A 20,315-nucleotide genomic window follows, 5' to 3' on the forward strand; every position below is an offset into this window, starting at 1 on the left:
AGGCGTCCGTACGCACCCCCGGCCCGCCCCTGGTCGTTCAGCTGCGCCAGACGTCGCTGGTCAGCGTGGTCTTTCCGGTGGCGGGCACGGTGGCGGTGCGGTTGGCACCGCTCTCCCAGGTGACGTTCCCGGCGGCGTCCTTGCGGAGGTACTTGTACTCGAAGGAGGTTCCCGCGGGCAGGGACACGTCGAGCTTCCAGACGGGGTACGTGGCCGGGTCGAGCTTCAGGGCGCTGTTCGGGTCCCAGTTGCCGAGGGCCGACTGGTTGCCGGTGACGTAGATGTTCTGGCCGGTCGTGGTGGTGGCGTTGACGCCGAAGGTGGCCCCGGAGGCGGTGGTGCCGGTGCCCGTGTCCGTGCCGTTCCCGGTGCTCGTGCCGGTGCAGGTGCGGGCGTTGACGTGCAGGGCGAGGGCGGTGTCGGCGCCGAGGGTGGCGGTGAACTGCCCGGAGGAGTTGACCGTCACGGCGTTGCCGGTCTGCACGTCGCAGTAGGAGCCGGCGGGCAGCCCGGTCTGGAAGGTCCGGGTCAGCGAGGAGGACTCGTGGTTGATCGCGACGTACGCCTTGGCGCCGCGGCCGAAGGCGATCTGGTCGGCGCCGTTGTCCCACCAGTTGGTGACGGCCTCGCCGCGGGCGGTGTTGCGGAAGGCGACCATGGAGGAGATCTGCGGCCAGGCGTGCTGGCACTTCCAGCCGTCGGTGTAACAGGCGTTCACCTGGCCGCCGTTGGGCGGTCCGGCGTCGACGTCGCTGAACTCGTAGCCGGAGTGCACGTCCGGGGAGCCGTACGGGTAGGCGAGCATGAAGACGTTGGCCAGCGTGTAGGAGGCGCCCGCCTTGTAGTTGAGGGTGTCGCCGCCGCGCTCGGTGTCGTGGTTGTCGACGAAGACCGCCGACTGGGCCGACGGCATGAAGCCCCAGCCCTCGCCGTAGTTCTTCAGGTAGGCGAGGTTCTCGCTGAGGAAGACCTGCTTGAGGCCGCGGGCGTAGCGGAACTCCTGGACGTCGCCGTTGCCGGTGTACTCGGAGGGCTGGACGGCCTCGCCCGCTCCGTAGATGGCCTCCTGCTTCCAGTACGCGTTCGGGTTGGTCAGCCGGGACTTGATGTTGGCGAGGTCGGCGGCCGGCATGTGCTTGGCCGCGTCGATCCGGAACCCGTCGACGCCGAGGGAGAGCAGGTCGTTCATGTACCCGGCTATCTTGCCGCGCACGTACTCCTCGCCGGTGTCCAGGTCGGCGAGGCCCACGAGTTCGCAGTTCTGGACGTTGGCGCGGTCGCTGTAGTTGCTGATCTGCGACTGGCAGTCGTTCATGTCGTTGACCGAGTAGACGCCCGGGTAGTCGTACTTCGTGTACGAGGACCCGCCGGTGCCGGTGCCCGAGCCCGCCGACATGTGGTTGATGACGGTGTCGGCGACGACCTTCACTCCGGCGTTGTGGCAGGTGGTGACCATGTTCGCGAAGGCGGTCCGGTCGCCGAGCCGGCCGGCGATCTTGTAGCTGACCGGCTGGTAGGAGGTCCACCACTGGCTGCCCTGGATGTGCTCCATGGGCGGGGAGACCTGGACGAAGCCGTAGCCCGCCGGGCCGAGGGTGCTGGTGCACGCCTGCGCCACGGAGGCGAACTTCCACTCGAACAGGACGGCGGTGACGTCCTTGGTACCCGGCGCGGCCGCCTGGGCGGTACCGGCTCCGACGCCTGCGGGGACGACCAGCGCGGCGACTCCGGCCGCGAGGGCGAGAGCGGCGGACAGCGGTCTGCGTGCCATGTTCTTCCTCCTGCTGTGGGGGAAACGCGGGTGACCGAGCAGCCTCACGTGACAACGCGCCGTGCCGGAAGGCTTTGAATGTTCTTGCAGCAAGACTGGAAACCCAGTCGCAGCGCAGACCGTACGAGCCCGTCAGGCCGGGGTCAACCCTTTGGACATGACCCGCTCACATCCGCGAAACGCTGCATTTTTCTGCCTGCAAGGACTTACGCAAGATATTGCGAGCCTGTTACGTTCTTGGTGACTCCGGTCCGGCCGGCCGGGGGTCCGCGCTCCGGCGCAGGGCCCCACGCGCCCGGCCGGCCGGGCCGGTCGACGCGGATGAGAGGCGCCGGGAGTCACACTCCCCGCCGGCCCAATCCTGGGCCGATTCCCGGTGCCTCTCCTCGGCGTCCGCAGGACCCGCACCGGGTCCGCACCGCGCCGTACCTTCGTACTTTCGTACCGGGGGCACAGAGCCCCCGTGCGGCACGCGACCCCCCTCCGGCCGCGTGCCGCCCGTTCATGCCCCCCGTACCGCCCGAGCCGAGCGCAGCGCCGCGGTCGAACCGCGTACGACCAGCTCCGGCTGGAACACGTACTCCGTGCGCTGCACGGGGCTTCCGGCGATCTCCTCCAGCAGCGCCCCCACCGCGGCGGCGGCCATCGCCTGCACCGGCTGGCGCACGGTGGTCAGCGGCGGGTCGGTGAAGGCGATCAGCTGCGAGTCGTCGAAGCCGACCACGGAGACGTCCCGCGGGACCTCCAGGCCCCTCCCCCGGGCCGCGCGCACCACGCCCAGCGCCATCAGGTCGCTGCCGCAGACGATGCCCGTGCACCCCTGGTCGAGCAGCGCACCGGCCGCCACCTGGCCGCCCTCCACGCCGAACAGCGTTGAGCAGACCAGGAGTTCGGCCTCGTCCCGGGTCATCCCCAGGGTGCGGACCGCCGCGTCGAGGAACCCGTCCCGCTTGCGGCGGGAGGGCACGTAACGCTGCGGCCCGACCGCCAGGCCGATCCGGCGGTGTCCCAGGGCGGCGAGGTGGCCGACGGCCATCCGTACGGCGGCGGCGTCGTCCGGCGAGACGAACGGGGCGCTGATGCGCTCGTTGTACCCGTTGATCAGGACGAACGGGACGCCGCGCTCGGAGAGTTCGGCGTACCGCGTCGGGTCCGCCGACAGGTCCGCGTGCAGCCCGGACAGGAACACGATGCCGTCGACGCCCCGCTCGACGAGCTGTTCGACGAGCTCGTCCTCGGTGGCGCCGCCCGGCAGCTGGGTGCAGAGCACCGGGGTGTAGCCGTGCCCGGCCAGGACCTGCTCGACCGACTGCGCGAAGGCCGGGAAGATCGGGTTGACGAGTTCAGGTGTCATCAACCCGATCAGCCCGGCGCTCCGCCGGCGCAGCCGGACGGGACGTTCGTAGCCGAGGATGTCCAGCGCCGCCAGCACCCGCTGCCGGGTGCTGTCGGCGACGCCGGGTTTGCCGTTGAGCACCCGGCTGACGGTGGCCTCGCTGACCGCGGCCTGCCCGGCGATGTCGGAGAGCCGCAGCGCCGAGCCCGTCCGGGGTGCGGGGACGGTCACACCGTCCACCACACCGTGGTGTCGGCGGGAACCTCGGCCGAGCCGTCCTCGACGGCGACCGGGGCGCTGGAGACCAGCACCGTGCCGGGCGCGGGGATCCGCACCGGGGCGCCGGTCGTGTTGACGGTGCAGACGAAGCCGGGGCGGGCGAAGGAGAGGACGCCCTCGGGGCCGTCCAGCCACTCCACGTCCGTACCGGCGCCGAGGCCCGGCAGGTCGCGGCGGGCCGCGATGGCGGAGCGGTACAGCTCCAGGGTGGAGCCCTCCACGCCGGTCTGCGCCTCGATGGACAGCTCGCCCCAGCCCTCGGGCTGCGGGAGCCAGCTGCCGCCGTCGCCGAAGCCGTAGCTGCTGCCCTCGCGGGTCCACGGGATCGGGACGCGGCAGCCGTCGCGGTAGCCGTCCTGGCCGTCGGCGCGGAAGAACGACGGGTCCTGGCGGGCCTCGTCGGGCAGGTCGGTGACGTCCGGCAGGCCGAGCTCCTCGCCCTGGTAGACGTAGGCGGAGCCGGGCAGCGCCAGCATCAGCAGGGTCGCGGCGCGGGCGCGGCGCAGGCCCATCTCCCGGTCGCCGGCGGTACGGATCTGGGTGCCCAGGCCCGGCTCGTTGGCGAAGCGGGTGGCGTGCCGGGTGACGTCGTGGTTGGAGAGCACCCAGGTGGTGGGGGCGCCGACCGGGCGCATCGCGGCGAGCGAGGAGTCGATGACGGTACGCAGCGCGGCGGCGTCCCAGTCGGTCGACAGGTACTGGAAGTTGAACGCCTGGTGCATCTCGTCGGGGCGCACGTAGTTGGCGGTGCGCTCGACGGTCGGGGTCCACGCCTCGGCGACGGCGATGCGCTCGCCCGGGTACTCGTCGAGGATGGTGCGCCAGCTGCGGTAGATGGCGTGCACGCCATCCTGGTCGAAGAACGGCATGACGTCGTTGCCGAGCAGCTTGAGCTGGTCGTGCGAGCCGAGGTCGGGCAGGCCCTCGGCCTTGACCAGGCCGTGCGCGACGTCGACGCGGAAGCCGTCGACGCCCATGTCGAGCCAGAAGCGCAGGATCGAGCGGAACTCGTCGGCGACGGCCGGGTGCTCCCAGTTGAAGTCGGGCTGCTCGGGAGCGAAGAGGTGCAGGTACCACTCGCCGGGGGTGCCGTCCGCGTTCGTGGTCCGGGTCCACGCCGGGCCGCCGAAGATGGACTCCCAGTCGTTCGGCGGGAGTTCGCCGTTCTCGCCCTTGCCGGCGCGGAAGTGGTAGCGCTCGCGCAGGGCGGAGCCGGGGCCCTCGGCCAGCGCGCGCTTGAACCACTCGTGCTGGTCGGAGGAGTGGTTGGGGACCAGGTCGACGATGATGCGCAGACCCAGGGCGTGGGCCTCGCGGATGAGGGCGTCGGCGTCGAGGAGGTTGCCGAACATCGGGTCGATGGCCCGGTAGTCGGCGACGTCGTAACCGGCGTCGGCCTGGGGGGAGGCGTAGAAGGGGCTCAGCCAGACGGCGTCGACACCGAGGTCCCGGAGGTACGGGAGCCGTGCGGTGACGCCCGCGAGATCGCCCATGCCGTCGCCGTTGCCGTCGGCGAAGCTCCGTGGATAGACCTGGTAGATCACCGCATCCTGCCACCAGCCGGTGCGGTTGTCCGGGGCGTCGTCGGACGTGCCGGTGGAGGGGGCAGCGAGGTGCTGGGTCATGTCGTCCCTGGGGTGTCTGGGTGGGGAGCGGCGCCGGGTCCCGGTCGGGGGGTCCGGCGCCGCCGTGACGAATGCGGTGACGCGTGGGGGTGGGTGACGGTTCGGCGGTGTCCGCGGGTCAGGGTCGAACGCCGCCTCCGGTCAGCCCTTGACTGCTCCGGCCGACATTCCGGTGACCAGGTGCTTCTGCGCGAACAGGAAGACCAGGGCCGCCGGGATGGCGATGAGGACCGACGCGGCGGTCATGGGGCCCCACTGGGCTCCGTACTGGTTGACGAACTTCTGCAGTCCGCCGGCGAGCGTGAGGTTCTCGTCACCGACCATGAACGCGGAGGCGTACGCGACCTCGCCCCAGGCGGTGATGAAGGAGTAGAACGCGGTGACCGCGAGGCCGGGCTTGGCCAGCGGCAGGACGAGCCGCCAGAACGTGCCGAACGGGGTGAGGCCGTCGACCTGTCCCGACTCGTCGATCTCGCGCGGGATCGTGTCGAAGAAGCCCTTCATCATCCAGGCGCAGAACGGCACCGAGATGGTGAGGTAGGTGATCACGAGGCCGGCGGGCTGGTTGAGCAGCCCGAGGGTCGCCATGATGTTGTAGATCGGCACGATCAGCACGGCGACCGGGAACATCTGCGTGATCAGCAGGGTCCACATCAGTCCGCGCTTGCCGGGGAAGCGGAACCGGCTGACCGCGTATCCGGTGGTGGCGGAGACGAAGACGCCGAGGACCGTGGAGAGACCCGCGACCAGCACCGAGTTGCCGAACCAGGTGACGAACTCGGTGTCCTTGATCAGGTTGGTGTAGTTGACGAACGTCGTCTCCTTGAAGAAGTCCGTCGTCGTCGCGTACTTGGCCGGCTTCAGCGAGGTCAGCAGGACCCAGAGCACCGGGAAGACCGCGATCACCGAAGCGATGATCAGCGTGACGTGCAGCGCCACGGAGGCGATCGGCGAGCGCTGACCGCGCAGGCGCGGCTTGCGTGCGGACCGCCCGTGGGTGGGGGTGAGGGTGGTCACCAGGCATCTCCCTGCTTGCGGAGCACTCGCCGGTAGACCGCGGCGAAGATCATGAGGAGGACGAGGATCAGCACGCCCCACGTGGAGGACTGCGCGTAGTCGCGCGGGCTGATCTCGAAGGAGAACTTGTACGCCTGGGTGACGAGGATCTGGGTCGACTCACCGGGACCGCCCCGCGTGAGCAGGAAGATCACCGGGAACATGTTGAAGGTCCAGATCGTGGAGAGCAGGACCACCGTCGTGGAGACCGGAGCGAGGCCCGGCACGGTGATGTGCCGGAAACGCTGCCAGGCGGTGGCGCCGTCCATCTCGGCCGCTTCGTACTGCTCCGCGGGTATGGACTGCAGACCGCCGAGCAGGGCGACCATCATGAAGGGGACGCCGAGCCAGACGTTGACGGCGATCACGGAGAACTTCGCCCAGGTGGGGTCGTTCAGCCACGGGATGCCGTCGATGCCGACGCCGCCGAGCATCGCGTTGAGGATGCCGCGCTCGTCGTTGAAGAGGAAGCGCCAGGCGAAGACGGAAACGAAACCGGGCACGGCCCAGGGAAGGATCAGGGCCATGCGGTAGGCGGAGCGGCCGACGATGCGCCGGTTCAGGATGTTGGCGAGCGCCATGCCGAGGCAGAACGTGATGCTCACGCAGGCGATCGTCCACACCAGTGTCCAGCCGAGCGTGGACATGAACTCGCCGCCGCTGAGCGCGTCCTTGTAGTTGTCCAGGCCGACGAACTTGTAGGTCGCGGGGATCTCGTTGACGCCGATGGAACGCGCCACGTTGCGCTCATTGGCGTCGGTCAGCGACAACCAGATGCCGCGGACCAGCGGATAGCCGATGATCACGCCGATGACGAGCACCACCGGGGCCACCATGACCCAGGCGTACCAGTGCGTGGACAGAGAGCGCCGGAGCTTGCCCGGCGTCGGGGTACCAGTAGCGCGGCTCCGGCCGCGGGCGACGTCGTCGCCCGCGGCCTTTGCCACCGACTGGCTGGTGTGGACAGCCATCAGTCGGCCAACCTTCCTGTTACTTCCAGCCCTTGAGGAGCTTGCGGTAAGCGTCGCCGCTGTCCTTCGCGGCCTTCTCCGGAGTGGTCTGGCCGGTGAGGACCTCGGTGTACTGGGTCACCAGCGGGGCGAAGAGGCTGCCGCCCTCGGGGATCCACGGACGCTCGACCGACGTCTCGACGACCGGCTTGAAGAAGTTGACGATCTCGCTGTCGACGGCTTCCTTGCGGGCGTACGCCGAGGTGCGGGTCGGGAGCAGGTTCAGCTCACCGGCGGCCGTGGCCTGGGCGTCGACGGAGGTCATGTAGTCGACGAAGGCGTAGGAGGCGTCGAGGTTCTTCGAGCCCGCGTACACCGCGAGGTTGTGACCGCCCTGCGGGGCGCCCTGGGCGACGGAGCCCGCCGGGACGCTGGTGATGCCGAGGTTGGAGGCGTCCTTGAACTGGTCGCCGGTCAGCGTGTCGGCCACGGCCCACGGGCCGTTGATCATCATGGCGACGTCGCCGGACTTGAACGACTGCATCATGTTGTCCCAGCCGTCCGTGGCGTCCGTCTTCGCGGCACCGGAGTCGACCAGGTCCTTGACGACCTTGAACGCCTTGACGGCCTCCGGGTCGTCGATCTTCACGGTCTTGCTGCCGGCGTCGACCAGGTCGCCGCCCTCGCCGTAGAGGAAGGAGAGGAAGTAGTACGCGTCGTCGCCACGGAGGTAGAGACCGGTCTTGCCGGTCTTCTCCTTGATGGCGGCGGAGGCGGTCTTCAGCTCGGCGATCGTGGTCGGGACCTTGACACCGGCCTTCGCGAACATGGCCTTGTTGTAGAAGATGCCCATGGAGTCGATGACCTGCGGCACGGCGTACGTCTTGCCGTCGTACTTGGTCGACGCGACGGCCTGCTTGAGGAAGTCGCCCTGGTCCCGGAGGGCCGGGGTGCCGTCCAGCGGGGCGAGGTAGCCGAGGTTCGCGAAGTCCGGGGTCCAGGCGACCTCGGAGCGGATCACGTCGGGAGCACCGGTGCCGGCCTGGGCCGCGTTCTTGAACTTGTTCTGCGCGTCACCGAAGGGCACGTTGACGTACTTGACGTCGACCTTGGGGTGCAGCTTCTCGAAGCCTTCGGCGATCTTCTTGAAGACCTTGTCCTCACTGCCGACGCTGGAGGTGTCCCACCAGGTGACGGTGCCGGAGAGCTCGCCCGAGCTCTTGCTGCTGCTGCCGGACTTGTCGTCGCTGCCGCACGCGGTCGCCGCGAGCGCCAGGGCCGCGACCAGGACGGTGGCCGTTATGCCACGTCGCATGTGAACTCCTTCAACTGCCGTACCGCTCCGTCGCGGCGCCGGGTCGACCAGGAACGTAACAAGGATGAAAGAAGTCCGAAAGACCTTGCGGAACTTTTCTGCAAGACTCGGCGATCGTTACATGCGCGTGTCCTCAAGGTTGCCGTCGTGATGCTTGACGCGGACTGCATACCCCTGCTGTCGCAGGTCACACACGGGGTCGGGTTGATGTGACGATCCGACTGCAAGGTGCGCAGAGGTGACCGCAAGACCTTGCAAGATGTTGCCGCGACGGCCCCGCGGCGGCGTCGACATCCGCGCCGGAAGCACCGGAAGCGGCTGGAACCCGGGCCCTGTGGGCAATCCGGGGGGCGCCCGGTACAGTCCCCTTTCATGACCGCACGGCTTGCCGATATCGCAACTCAGGCGGGGGTCAGCGAAGCGACGGTCAGCCGGGTCCTGAACGGCAAACCCGGTGTAGCGGCGGCCACCCGTGAATCCGTCCTCGCGGCACTCGACGTCCTCGGGTACGAGCGCCCCGTCCGGCTGCGCCGGCGCAGCGCCGGGCTGGTCGGTCTGATCACGCCGGAGCTGGAGAACCCGATCTTCCCGGCGCTGGCCCAGGTGATCGGCCAGGCGCTGACCCGCCAGGGGTACACCCCGGTACTGGCGACCCAGACCCCCGGCGGTTCCACCGAGGACGAGCTCACCGAGATGCTCGTCGACCGGGGCGTCTCCGGCATCATCTTCGTCTCCGGGCTGCACGCCGACACCTCGGCCGACATGGGGCGCTACGAGCAGCTGCGGGCGCAGGGCGTCCCGTACGTACTCGTCAACGGGTTCTCCTCGAAGGTCCAGGCGCCGTTCATCTCGCCGGACGACCGGGCGGCGATGCGGCTGGCGGTGACGCATCTGGTGTCGCTCGGCCACACCCGGATCGGGCTCGCGGTCGGCCCCAAGCGCTTCGTGCCGGTGCTCCGCAAGATCGAGGGCTTCCACGCGACGATGCGGGAGCAGCTCGGTCTGAGCGAGGAGCAGGTCGAGGAGCTGGTGCAGCACTCCCTGTACACCCTGGAGGGCGGCCAGGCGGCGGCCACGGCGCTGATGGAGCGCGGCTGCACCGCGGTCGTCTGCGCGAGCGACATGATGGCGCTGGGCGCGATCCGGGCGGCCCGCCGCCTCTCGCGGCAGGTGCCGCGCGACCTCTCGGTGGTCGGTTACGACGATTCGCCGCTCATAGCCTTCACGGACCCGCCGCTGACCACCATCCGGCAGCCGGTGACCGCCATGGGCCAGGCCGCCGTACGGACGTTGCTGGAGGAGATCGGCGGTACGCCCGCCCCGCACAGCGAGTTCGTCTTCATGCCCGAGCTCGTCGTCCGCGGGTCGACCGCGGCGGGGCCGGGCCCCTCCTGACGCCTCTCCCGATGATGGCATCCTCCTCCGCGAGGTGCAGGACGTGCGACCGGAACCCGACCGGAGGATGATCGAGCGGTGGGGGGCGTATCTGGCAGACTCTGTGCCCATGGGTGATTCTCAGGTGAGTACACAGGAAGGCCCGTCGGTGGCCTGTCCGTCACCCACCAAGGACAAGACGGACAGCACGGACGAACACGGCAGGAAAGGCCTGACGGCGCGGCTGCGGACGACGCGGTCACCGCGCCGGCCACGCCTGTGGTTCGAAATCCTTCTGATCGGCGTCAGTTACTGGCTCTACTCGCTGGTGCGCAACGCCGTCCCGGAACAGCGGACGGCCGCACTGCGGAACGCCGACTGGGTCTGGTCCTTCGAGAACTCGCTCGGCGCGGGCTTCGAACACAGCGTCAACCACGCGGTGAACTCGGTGACATGGCTCATCGTGTCGATGAACTACTACTACGCGACACTGCACTTCATCGTCACCATCGCGGTACTGGTGTGGCTGTTCCGCCGTCATCCGGGCCGTTACGCGGCGACCAGACTGGTCCTCTTCGCGACCACGGGCGTCGCGCTGCTCGGCTACTACCTGGTCCCGCTGGCGCCACCCCGCCTCATGAACGGCGGCTCCTTCGTCGACACGGTGCTGGTGCACCACACCTGGGGCTCGATGGCCTCGGGCAACCTCAAGAACATGTCGAACCAGTACGCGGCGATGCCGTCGATGCACATCGGCTGGTCGCTCTGGTGCGGGCTGACGATCTTCGCCCTCGCCTCGGTGCCGTGGGTCCGCGTGCTGGGTCTGCTGTACCCGGTCGTCACCCTCACGGTGATCGTGGCGACCGCCAACCACTTCTGGCTGGACGCGGTGGGCGGCGTGGTCTGCCTGAGTTTCGGCTTCGCCGTCGCGTCCCTCGTGTACGGCACGCTCCCGTACCGCCTGCCGCGCCGGGTCGAGCCGCCGCGGACGCCCCTGCGGACCCGGCTCGTGGGGCTCGGTACGGCCCGGGGCGCGGGCGCGGTGAGCCGGGCCGAGCGGTGGTCCTCCTACCGGGCGGGGAAGGCCGGCGCCGCGGCGCCGGTACCCGGTCCGTCCGTGGCCCCTCCCGCCGTGCCCGAGGCTTCGCCGCGCTCGGGCTCGTGACCACCGGGCGCCCGCACTCCTCGGACGCCCGCGCTCACGCCCCGTAGAACCGCTCGTCCACCACCGCGCGTGCCCGGCGGGTGATGCGCCGGTAGTCGTCGAGCATGGTTCCCGCGGTACCCGGTTCGTACCCGAGGTAGCGGCCGACGGCGGCGAGCTCGCGGGGGGCGGACGGGAAGGTGTCCCCCGGGCGTCCACGCACCAGCATCACGGCGTTGCGGACCCGGGTGGCAAGCACCCACGCCTCATCCAGCACGCTCGCCTCGTCGGCCGGGATCAGGCCGGCCGCGCAGGCCGCGGCGAGCGCCTCGCGGGTCCTGGTCGTACGGAGACCGGGCTCGGCCCAGCCGTGCTGCATCTGCATCAGCTGCACGGTCCACTCCACGTCGCTGAGGCCGCCCCGGCCGAGCTTGGTGTGGAGGGTGGGGTCGGCGCCGCGCGGCAGGCGTTCGGACTCCATCCGGGCCTTGAGCCGGCGGATCTCACGCACCGCGTCGTCACCGAGCCCCTCCGCCGGGTAGCGGAGCGGGTCGATCACCTCGATGAAGGCGCGTCCGAGATCCTCGTCGCCCGCCACCGGTTCGGCGCGCAGCAGGGCCTGGCTCTCCCAGACGAGCGACCAGCGACGGTAGTACGCCTCGTACGACTTGAGGGAGCGGACCATCGGCCCGCTCTTGCCCTCGGGCCGCAGATCGGCGTCGATGAGCAGCGGCGGGTCGGCGGTGGGCAGCTGGAGGAGCCTGCGCATCTCGGCGATGACCGTGTTGGCGGCGCGGGCGGCCTCCTCGTCGCTCACCCCCTCGCGGGGGGCGTGCACGAAGAGCACATCGGCGTCGGAGCCGTAGCCGAGCTCATGTCCGCCGAAGCGGCCCATGCCGATGACGGCGAACCGGGTCGGCAGGGTGTCGCCCCACTGCGCGCGGACGGCGGCGCGCAGGGCGCCGGCCAGGGTGGCGGCGTTGAGGTCGGTGACGGCGGAGCCGATCCGGTCGGCGAGGGCGCCGTGGTCAGGCTCGGCGGGGTTCTCCTCGGTGCCGTAACTGCCGATGAGGTCCGCCGCCGTCGTACGGAAGAGTTCGCGCCGGCGCACGCCGCGTACGACGGCGACGGCGGACTCCGCGTCGGGCGCCCGGCCGACGGCGGCCAGCACCTCCTGGTCCAGGTTCTCCCGGCTGCGCGGGGCGAGGCCCCCGGGGTCGCCGAGGATGGCGACGGCCTCCGGCGCCCGCATCAGCAGGTCCGGGGCGAGCCGCCCGGCGGAGAGCACCCGGGCGAGGTTCTCGGCCGCCGCGCCCTCGTCGCGGAGCAGCCGCAGGTACCAGGGGGTGCGGCCGAGCGCGTCGGAGACCTGGCGGAAGCCGAGGAGCCCGGCGTCCGGGTCGGCGGAGTCGGCGAACCAGCCGAGCAGCACCGGCAGCAGCGTCCGCTGGATCGCCGCCTTGCGGGAGACCCCCGACGACAGGGCCTCCAGGTGCCGGAGCGCGGCGGCCGGGTCGGCGTACCCGAGGGCTTCGAGGCGGGTGCCCGCCGCCTTGGCGGAGAGCCGGCTCTCGCCGGGCGCGAGCTGGGCGACGGCGTCCAGCAGCGGCCGGTAGAAGAGCTTCTCGTGCAGCTTGCGGACGACCGAGGCGTGCCGTTTCCACGCCCGGTTCAGCTCGGTCACCGGATCGGTGCGCAGTCCCAGCGAGCGGCCGAGGCGCCGCAGGTCTGCCTCGGCCTCCGGGACGAGGTGGGTGCGGCGCAGCCGGTAGAGCTGGATGCGGTGCTCCATGAGGCGCAGGAAGCGGTACGCGTCGTCGAGCTGGGCGGCGTCCGCGCGGCCCACGTAACCGCCCTCGGCGAGCGCCCGCAGCGCCTCCAGGGTGGTGCCGCTGTGCAGGGAGGCGTCGCTGCGGCCGTGCACCAGCTGGAGCAGCTGCACGGCGAACTCGACGTCGCGCAGTCCGCCGGGGCCGAGCTTCAGCTCCCGGTCGACCCGGTCGGCGGGGATGTTGTCGACGACCCGGCGGCGCATCTTCTGCACGTCCGGGACGAAGTTCTCCCGGTCGGCGGCGTGCCACACCAGGGGGGCGACGGCCTCCACGTACGCGGCGCCGAGCTCGGGGTCGCCGGCCACCGGGCGGGCCTTGAGCAGCGCCTGGAACTCCCAGGTCTTGGCCCAGCGCTGGTAGTAGGCGAGGTGCGAGGAGAGGGTGCGCACCAGGGGGCCGTTGCGGCCCTCGGGCCGGAGGTTGGCGTCGACGGGCCAGATGGTGCCCTCGACGGTGGTGTCGGAGCAGATCCGCATCATGTGCGAGGCCAGCCGGCCGGCCGCCCGCATGGCCGCCGTCTCGTTCTCCGCTTCCAGCGGTTCTCCGACGAAGATCACGTCGACGTCGGAGACGTAGTTCAGCTCGTGGCCGCCGCACTTGCCCATGGCGATGACGGCGAGCCGGCAGAGCGCCGCGTCCTCGGGGGCCGCGGTCCGCGCGATGGCGAGCGCCGCCCGCAGGGTGGCCGTCGCGAGGTCGGCCAGCTCGGCGGCGGTCTGGGCGAGGTCGGTGGTGCCGCAGACGTCCCTGGCCGCTATGGCCAGCAGGCAGCGGCGGTAGCCGACGCGCAGCGAGTCGGGGTCGGTGGCCTCGGCGAGGCAGCGCTCGAACTCGGGCACCCCGGGGTGCAGGTCGGCCGCCTCGTAGGTGACCAGCTCTTTCCAGTCGTCCGGGTGGCGGGCGAGGTGGTCGCCGAGGGCCTCGGAGGCGCCGAGGACGCCGAGCAGCCGGTCCCGGAGCGGTTTCGCGGTCACCAGGGTGTCGAGCAGCAGCCGCTGCTCGTCCTCCGGCTGCGCCTCGACGATCCGTACGAGGCCCCGCAGCGCCAGGTCCGGGTCGGCGGAGGCGCCGAGCGCCTCCACGAGGACCGGGTCGGACCGTACGGCCGTGAGCGCGGGCAGCTGCAGCAGCCGTTCCGCGCCCGAGGGGTCCGTGAAGCCGTGGCGCAAGAGCCTGCTGAACGTGCTGCTCCTGCGCCCCGGAACCGGTACCGGCGTCGTCATACCGTGCTCTCCTGCCCCGCGTACCCCGCGTGTGGTGGGGGTTCGAGCGTAGCCCCGTGCCGGGGAGTTCGTCCCGGGGGCGGGGGTCCTGGCGCCGTCACCGTCACGGCCGCCGTCACGGCCGCCGTCACAGTCGCCGTCACGGCCGCCGGGGCCTGGTGCCGATGACGACGGTGGCCCAGAGCTCGTCGGAGGTCGCGATCCGTGCGTCGAGACCGCCGCCGCGGACGGTGGCGAGCGCGTTGTCCGCCTGGCGTTCGCTGGTCTCCGTGAGGAGGCTGCCGCCGGGCGCGAGCCACTCGGGGGCGGCGGCGACCACGCGGCGCATCACGTCCAGGCCGTCGTCGCCCCCGTCGAGGGCGACGAGCGGTTCGTGGTCGCGGGCCTCGGCCGGCAGCAGGGCCACGTCGCCGGTGGGGACGTACGGGACGTTGGCGAGGAGTACGTCGATCCGGCCGCGCAGTCCGTCGGGCAGCGCGGCGAAGAGGTCGCCCTCGTGGACCCGGCCGATGCCGTCGAGGTTGCGGCGGGCGCACCGTACCGCCGCCGGTTCGACGTCGCAGGCGTGCAGTTCCACCCGCCCGAGGACCTGGGCGAGCGCGGCGCCGAGGGCGCCGGAGCCGCAGCAGAGGTCGACGACGACGGGGGTCCGCGCGGCGCGGTTCGCCGCCCCGTGCCCGGTGTCCCCGAGGGTGGCGGCGGCCTGGTCGACGAGGAACTCGCTGCGGCGGCGGGGCACGAAGACGCCCGGGTCGACGGCGACCCGCAGGCCGTGGAACCCGGCCCAGCCCAGGACGTGTTCGAGGGGCAGCCCCTCGGCGCGGCGCCGGACCATGGCGGCGGCCTCGGCCGGGGACGCGGCGGTGGAGAGGATCAGTTCCGCTTCGTCCTCGGCGAAGACACAGCCGGCGGAGCGGAGCGCGGTGACGATCGTGGAGCGGGAGAGCGGAGGGGGAAGTACCGACATGGCGGAGCCTTTCGGGAGCCGATGGGCGCTCCGCGTTCGCTCACGTCCGGTGGACGTCGCGACCGTACGGGGTGAGCACCCAGCCTGACGCAGCGGTAATGGGGGCTCACCTCCTCGGTCCTGGTCCCCGTGCGGGGACGGTGCCCCGGTGTTGGGGCGGTGTCCCTGTGCGGGGACGGTTCCCCTGTGCGGGGGTGCCGGTCACACTACCGCAGCCTCCGGGGGCCGGACGCGCCCGTGCCCGCACCGGATCGGGGTGCGGGCACGGGCGCGTGAGAAGTCCGGGCCTTCCGTCAGAGGTCCACGCTGTCACGGAGCTTCGTCGGGGTCAGGAAGGACGCCGCCAGGACACCGACGACGGCGATGCACGCGGCGATGAGGAAGATGTGTCCGGTCGCGTCTCCGTAGGCGGCGCGGACCACTTCCTGGATCTGCGGCGGCATCGCCTTCAGGTTGAGCGTGGAGCCGCCGGAGGCGGAGGCGGCCGGATCGATGCCGAGCTTCTTCAGCCCGTCCGTGATCTTCGTGGTGACCTGGGCGGCGAGCACCGCACCGAGCACGGAGACGCCCATGGTGCCGCCGAGCGACCGGAAGAAGGTGATCGCACCGCTGGCCGCGCCGAGTTCCCTGAGCGGGACGGTGTTCTGGAGGACCAGCACGAGGTTCTGCATCGACATGCCGACCCCGGCGCCGACCGCGAACATGCCCGCCCCCACGAAGACCAGGTTCGTCGTGTGGTCGATGGTCGACAGTGCGAGGAAGCCGAGGGTGAGGACGACGACACCGGTGAGGATGAACGGCTTGACCTTGCCCGTACGGGAGACGAGCCGGCCCGCGATCGTGGAGGAGAGCAGCACGCCGAACATCAGCGGGATGGTGAGCAGTCCGGACTGGATCGGCGAGTAGCCGCGGCCGGTCTGGAAGTACTGGCCGAGGAAGACGGCACCGCCGAACATGGCCATGCCGACGGAGAGGCTCGCGACGATGGCGAGCGCGGGGTCCCGGCGGCGGACGACGTGGAGCGGTACGACGGGCTCCTTGACCCGCGCCTCCACGAAGACGGCCGCGCCGAGGATCAGCAGGCTGCCGGCGACCATCGCGGCGGACTGCCAGGAGATCCAGTCGAAGTCGTCGCCGACGAAGGTGACCCAGAGCAGCAGGAGGCTGACGCCGGCGGCTATCAGGGAGGCGCCGAGGTAGTCGACCTTGGCGTCGGGACGGCGCTTCTCCACCAGGTGCAGGGTGCGGGCCAGCATCACGAAGGCGACCAGGGTGAAGGGCACGGTGATGAAGAAGCACCAACGCCAGCCGAGCCACGAGGTGTCGGTGATGAACCCGCCGAGCAGCGGGCCGCCGACAGTGGCGACGGCCATGACGCCGCCGAGGTAACCGTTGTACCGGCCGCGCTCCTTGGGGCTGATCATCGCCCCGATGATCACCTGGACGAGCACCTGCACCGCACCCATGCCCAGGCCCTGGATGACCCGGAAGGCGATCAACTGGCCGGTGGACTGGGCGAATCCGCAGGCGACGGAGGAGATCACGAAGAGGCAGATGGCCGTCTGCAGCAGCAGCTTCTTGCTGAAGAGGTCGGCGAGTTTGCCCCAGATCGGGGTGGACGCGGTGGACGCCAGCAGGGTGGCGGTGACCACCCACGTGTACTGCGACTGCGTGCCGTTGAGCGCTCCGATGATCTGCGGGAGCGCCACCGAGACGACGGTACTGCTGGTCAGGGCGACGAAGAGCACGAGAAGCAGACCGCTCAGCGCCCGCAGCACCTCGCGGTGCGTCATCGGCACGGCTTCGGTCGGCGTGGCCGTTTCTGCGCTCACGCGCAACCTCCGGAGTTTCGTAGGGAGATGGACGAACCGAGAGCTGAACGAACATCGACGGCCGCACGCCCCGGCGGTGAGCGACCGGGTTGCGCGCACTCCCCCACGAACTCCACGGTCCAGCAGTGGAGTTCAAGGCTCACACCGGAGGGCGACACGCCTCACGGCGGAGCGAGTCACCCAACACCCCGGCCTCGCGCGCGGAATGACAGGAACGAGATGACAGGAACGAGATGACAGGAACACTTCACCATACATGCACCATGGGCAATCTTGCCGCATGCGCAACAATCAACGGCCAAGCGACAATGGCCCGATGGAGAACTCTGTGGGACTGCGGGAGCGCAAGAAGGAAGCCACCCGTCAGGCGGTGCACGAGGCCACACTGCGGCTGACCGTCGAGCACGGCTTCGACCACGTCACGGTGGAAGCGGTCGCGGACGCGGCCGGCATCTCGCGCAGAACCTTCTCCAACTACTTCACCAACAAGGAGGACGCCCTCCTCTACGGGGAGGAACGGCAGATAAGGGCGCTGGTCCGCCTGGTGCACGACCGCCCCGCCACCGAGCCCGCCTGGACCGCCCTGCGCGGCGCGATGCTCCAGTTCACGGACCGGCGACCGCCCCTGAACCGCGAATGGGCCGTCCACACCCGTCTCGCCCTGCGCCACCCCTCGCTGCTGGCACGTCAGTTGGCCAACCACGCGGCACTCGAACGCGACCTCGCCGAAGCCGTCGCCGGCCGCCCCGGCCCCACGGCCCGGCCGGTACGCCCCCTGATCCTGGCGGCGGGCTTCCTCTCGTCCCTGCGGATCGCGATGCGCACCTGGATCGAGGAGGCCCCGGACCGCGAGCCGTCCGAGCTGATCGCGGAGGTCCTGGAGGAGATGGGGCGCAGCTTCGAGTGAAGGCCGGACCCGCCCGGTCAGGCGCCCTGCCGGGCACGGGCGCGCCGGTCCATGGTCAGCAGCGCGGTGTTGGCCGCCACCACGGCGGCGTACGACAGGGCCGACTTGGACCCGTCGAGGTCGTACAGGGCGGCCACCGCGCACACGAAGACCAGCATCTTGACCGCTACGACCCCTGCGACCGGTAGCGTGAACCGCGCCTTGGGCGAGGCGAACATCCCCCAGACGACCGCCGCCACCGCCGGAAGCCCCACGGCGAGAACGATCCGCAGCACCGTGTTTCCGGAGGCGTGCCATCCCCAGCGGGCGAAGGCGACGATCCCGACGACCTCGACGATGAAGGCCAGCAACTCGTTGACCGTGCGCACGGGGGCGGGGAGTCTCATCGGGGGCCTTCCGGCGGAGAGGGGCGCGTCGGAAGTAGGACTCCTCGGCCGGGCACGGGGTTGCCTGGCGGGGAACCCGACATCCCGTAAACGCTCGCCGTCTTCGCTCTGACGGGACGGCCCCCGACGCCCGGGCGTTCACGGAGAGCGGGCATCCGTTCACGGAGGACGACCTCCGCTCGACCCGGCCGTTCCGGATCGAGCGGAGGCACGCACCGGCCTCGACAGCGCCGACGCCGAACTACGGGCGGCGCCTCAGTAGTGCCAGCGGTTCCTGCCGGACGAGAGGCTGCACGTGATCGCCCGCCCGGCCTCGTCCGTGGTGGTCGCCCCCACGTCGGTGCTCCGGCAGAACTGTCCGGCGCGGTAGCAGTTGCCCGCGTTGGAGCGGATGCTGCACACCTGCGTCTTGGTCGCGCTGCCGCCGGTCGTCGAGCTGCCACCGGTCGTCGTGCTCCCGCCCGAACTGCTGCTACCGCCGCCGGACGAGGAGGACCCGCCACTGGTGGACGTGCTGCCGGACGAACCGCCGGACGAGCTGCTGGACGATCCGCTGGACGATCCGCTGGACGACGAGGCGCTGGGCGGGTTCGAGCAGGACTCGCTCACGCCCACGATCTTGAAGGCGACCTTCGTGGACGTGCTGTACGTGCCCGCGGACGGACTCTGCGAGCACACCTTCCAGTTGGAGGTGTGCACCACGGAACGGTGCAGTTCGCTCGCGTCGGAGTACGTCACCGAAGCGACATGGTGGGCGCGGGCGTCCGTCACCGCCTGGGCGAGGTTCCATCCGCCGTAACTGCCCACCGCCGCCTTGACGACCGGCTTCTCGGAGGGAGTCGCGGACGGCGACGGCGAAGCCGTGGCGGTCGGCGACTCCGAAGCGGACGCGCTCGGGGACGCGGGGGCCGAAGCCGTCGGGAGCGTACTCACCGACGCCGAAGCCGAGTCCTGATCCCCGTCCGAGCACCCCGCGAGACTCACGGCGAGGGCCACCAGCCCGACCACCAGGCCCCCGTAGGTCCGGCGGCCCTTCCTCATGTTGTTCCCCATGCCCTGGGCACCGTTCGATCCTGACGATCTCGGCGCATACCGAAGAGACATGCCACCCCCCTGGGTTCTCGTTCTCGGCAGCCGGCGAGGACCATGCGTCGGCGCATGCCGACCTGGTTGCGCGCCGGAGAACGACGCGCGCGCCACTGCGGAGGCCAGACTAGAGGAGATCGCGAGGATTATATGAGGATCTTGTGAAACAAGGTTTCGTGAGCGCGTACCCGCGAGCGCACCGACGGCCAGAGCGAGTACAGGTGCCGGGGAAACAGCCGGCCGACGGACACCTCACTGCCGGAAATCCGGGCGACGGCCACCGCCCCGGCTGACACCCTGGCGCACATGACCACGGCACCGACCGCGAGACAACGACTTGCCGCACTCCACCGCTACGCGTCCGTGCGCCGCGAGGACTTCGCCGGCCAGAACCTCGCTTCGGCCCGCACCTCGCAACTGCGTTTCACCGGCTGCTCGTTCAGAGGCACCGATCTGCGCCACGCCGACCTGGACGGATGCTCGTTCAAGTTCTGCGACTTCACCGACGCGGACCTGCGGGGGGCTTCACTGCGCGGGGTCAGCCTGGCTGGATGTGATCTACGGGGTGCCGACCTGCGCGACACCGACCTGACCGACGCCAGGTTCGGCAGCGTGAACACGGGTGCGCCCCCGCACGGGCTGACGAACGTCACGGGCGCCCGGTTCGAGGGAGCGGCGCTGCGCGATGTCCGGGCGGAAGACGTCATCGGGTGGCCCACCGGGCGCGACGGGAACGGCGGTCACGGATAAGGCCCGCCCGTCGGCACGCCGATGACGCCGGCCACGAAGGCCACGCTGGTCACGACAACGGGCGGGCCACGTCCGAAATGGACCGCGACCCGCCCGCGTCGTCGTACTGCCTACACCTTCGACCAGCCCAGCTCCTACAGCACCGGCAGCAGCGCCTTCCGCTCGAACGCGGTGACCTCGCTGCGGTACTCCTCCCACTCGCGCTTCTTGTTGCGGAGGAAGTTAAGCCATGACGGCCTCACCTGCAGAGGCACCCGGAAGCTAGTCGTCGGCCTGCGCAAACCAAGGCGTCACTAGTCGTTACTGGTCTACCCTGGCCGACCCCAGACGGCCCAGGGACGGCCCAGTTCGCAGCGTCACAGATGAGGTCGACTAGGCCACGTTCGACAGGATCTCTCACCAGGTGAGTTGCGACGAACACGACGCAAGTGGTCAGTTCACTACGCCCGTGTGCCGCCACACTCGCGACCCGATGGGCTGGT

17 protein-coding genes and 1 pseudogene are annotated in these 20,315 nt (G+C 70.6%); 6 read left to right on the top strand and 12 right to left on the bottom strand.

Features of this window, described 5'->3' with window-relative positions; all coding sequences use genetic code 11:
* Window positions 1–37: 37 nt before the first annotated feature.
* The 6 genes from ACWCWD_RS33690 to ACWCWD_RS33715 form a co-directional block, all read right to left on the bottom strand.
* The gene (locus tag ACWCWD_RS33690) at window positions 38–1,771 is read right to left on the bottom strand and encodes a carbohydrate-binding module family 20 domain-containing protein (protein ID WP_450778899.1); all 1,734 of its coding nucleotides are present in this window, start codon (window positions 1,769–1,771) and stop codon (window positions 38–40) included.
* Window positions 1,772–2,273: 502 nt separating this feature from the next.
* Window positions 2,274–3,350 (bottom strand): LacI family DNA-binding transcriptional regulator, encoded by a 1,077-nt coding sequence (locus ACWCWD_RS33695; protein ID WP_450778901.1) that lies wholly within the window; start codon window positions 3,348–3,350, stop codon window positions 2,274–2,276.
* The gene (locus tag ACWCWD_RS33700; RefSeq protein WP_450778903.1) at window positions 3,335–5,011 is read right to left on the bottom strand and encodes a glycoside hydrolase family 13 protein; all 1,677 of its coding nucleotides are present in this window, start codon (window positions 5,009–5,011) and stop codon (window positions 3,335–3,337) included. Before ACWCWD_RS33700 ends, ACWCWD_RS33695 begins: the two co-directional genes overlap by 16 nt.
* A 141-nt stretch (window positions 5,012–5,152) precedes the next feature.
* A complete protein-coding gene (locus ACWCWD_RS33705) occupies window positions 5,153–6,031 on the bottom strand; it encodes a sugar ABC transporter permease (protein WP_450778973.1) in 879 nt (292 codons plus the stop codon).
* Window positions 6,025–7,038: a carbohydrate ABC transporter permease gene (locus tag ACWCWD_RS33710; protein ID WP_450778905.1), complete on the bottom strand. Its 1,014-nt coding sequence runs from the start codon at window positions 7,036–7,038 to the stop codon at window positions 6,025–6,027. The genes ACWCWD_RS33705 and ACWCWD_RS33710 overlap by 7 nt, the downstream gene beginning before the upstream one ends.
* Before the next feature lie 19 nt (window positions 7,039–7,057).
* Window positions 7,058–8,332 carry an extracellular solute-binding protein gene (locus tag ACWCWD_RS33715; RefSeq protein ID WP_450778907.1) on the bottom strand — a complete coding sequence of 425 codons (1,275 nt, stop codon included), beginning with the start codon at window positions 8,330–8,332 and terminating at the stop codon, window positions 7,058–7,060.
* A gap of 372 nt (window positions 8,333–8,704) precedes the next feature.
* Between ACWCWD_RS33715 and ACWCWD_RS33720 the strand changes: the two genes are divergently transcribed.
* Complete coding sequence (locus ACWCWD_RS33720) at window positions 8,705–9,727, top strand: LacI family DNA-binding transcriptional regulator (RefSeq protein WP_450778909.1); 1,023 nt, start codon at window positions 8,705–8,707, stop codon at window positions 9,725–9,727.
* 109 nt (window positions 9,728–9,836) lie between these two features.
* A complete protein-coding gene (locus ACWCWD_RS33725) occupies window positions 9,837–10,871 on the top strand; it encodes a phosphatase PAP2 family protein (protein ID WP_450778911.1) in 1,035 nt (344 codons plus the stop codon).
* Between the two features lie 34 nt (window positions 10,872–10,905).
* On the opposite strand, the gene ACWCWD_RS33730 is transcribed toward ACWCWD_RS33725, so the two are convergent.
* The 3 genes from ACWCWD_RS33730 to ACWCWD_RS33740 all read right to left on the bottom strand — a co-directional run bounded on the left by ACWCWD_RS33730 (window position 10,906) and on the right by ACWCWD_RS33740 (window position 16,665).
* Complete coding sequence (locus ACWCWD_RS33730; RefSeq protein WP_450778913.1) at window positions 10,906–13,905, bottom strand: bifunctional [glutamine synthetase] adenylyltransferase/[glutamine synthetase]-adenylyl-L-tyrosine phosphorylase; 3,000 nt, start codon at window positions 13,903–13,905, stop codon at window positions 10,906–10,908.
* Between the two features lie 139 nt (window positions 13,906–14,044).
* Window positions 14,045–14,872, bottom strand: a complete 828-nt coding sequence (locus ACWCWD_RS33735) for a putative protein N(5)-glutamine methyltransferase (protein ID WP_450778915.1) — start codon at window positions 14,870–14,872, stop codon at window positions 14,045–14,047.
* 293 nt (window positions 14,873–15,165) lie between these two features.
* Window positions 15,166–16,665, bottom strand: a complete 1,500-nt coding sequence (locus ACWCWD_RS33740) for an MDR family MFS transporter (RefSeq protein WP_450778975.1) — start codon at window positions 16,663–16,665, stop codon at window positions 15,166–15,168.
* Window positions 16,666–17,020: 355 nt separating this feature from the next.
* On the opposite strand from ACWCWD_RS33740, the gene ACWCWD_RS33745 reads away from it, so the two are divergent.
* A complete protein-coding gene (locus tag ACWCWD_RS33745; RefSeq protein ID WP_450778917.1) occupies window positions 17,021–17,611 on the top strand; it encodes an acyl-CoA-like ligand-binding transcription factor in 591 nt (196 codons plus the stop codon).
* Window positions 17,612–17,628: 17 nt separating this feature from the next.
* Here ACWCWD_RS33745 and ACWCWD_RS33750 read toward each other — a convergent pair whose 3' ends face one another.
* Both ACWCWD_RS33750 and ACWCWD_RS33755 read right to left on the bottom strand, forming a co-directional pair.
* On the bottom strand, window positions 17,629–17,997 hold the full coding sequence (locus ACWCWD_RS33750) for a YrdB family protein (protein WP_450778919.1): 369 nt from the start codon (window positions 17,995–17,997) through the stop codon (window positions 17,629–17,631).
* 255 nt (window positions 17,998–18,252) lie between these two features.
* Entirely contained in the window at window positions 18,253–18,399 is a 147-nt protein-coding gene (locus ACWCWD_RS33755) for a hypothetical protein (RefSeq protein WP_450778921.1), read from the bottom strand.
* On the opposite strand from ACWCWD_RS33755, the gene ACWCWD_RS33760 reads away from it, so the two are divergent.
* The 3 genes from ACWCWD_RS33760 to ACWCWD_RS33770 all read left to right on the top strand — a co-directional run bounded on the left by ACWCWD_RS33760 (window position 18,389) and on the right by ACWCWD_RS33770 (window position 19,833).
* Window positions 18,389–18,796 carry a hypothetical protein gene (locus ACWCWD_RS33760; protein WP_450778923.1) on the top strand — a complete coding sequence of 136 codons (408 nt, stop codon included), beginning with the start codon at window positions 18,389–18,391 and terminating at the stop codon, window positions 18,794–18,796. The two genes, ACWCWD_RS33755 and ACWCWD_RS33760, sit on opposite strands and share 11 nt — an antisense overlap.
* Before the next feature lie 15 nt (window positions 18,797–18,811).
* A complete protein-coding gene (locus ACWCWD_RS33765) occupies window positions 18,812–18,952 on the top strand; it encodes a hypothetical protein (RefSeq protein ID WP_450778925.1) in 141 nt (46 codons plus the stop codon).
* Between the two features lie 437 nt (window positions 18,953–19,389).
* Complete coding sequence (locus ACWCWD_RS33770; protein ID WP_450778927.1) at window positions 19,390–19,833, top strand: pentapeptide repeat-containing protein; 444 nt, start codon at window positions 19,390–19,392, stop codon at window positions 19,831–19,833.
* A 134-nt stretch (window positions 19,834–19,967) separates the two neighbouring features.
* Here ACWCWD_RS33770 and ACWCWD_RS33775 read toward each other — a convergent pair.
* Window positions 19,968–20,054: pseudogene (locus ACWCWD_RS33775) on the bottom strand (glutamine synthetase); the annotation flags it as partial.
* Window positions 20,055–20,315: the final 261 nt, after the last annotated feature.

It is taken from the genome of Streptomyces sp. NPDC001493, from assembly GCF_053597235.1.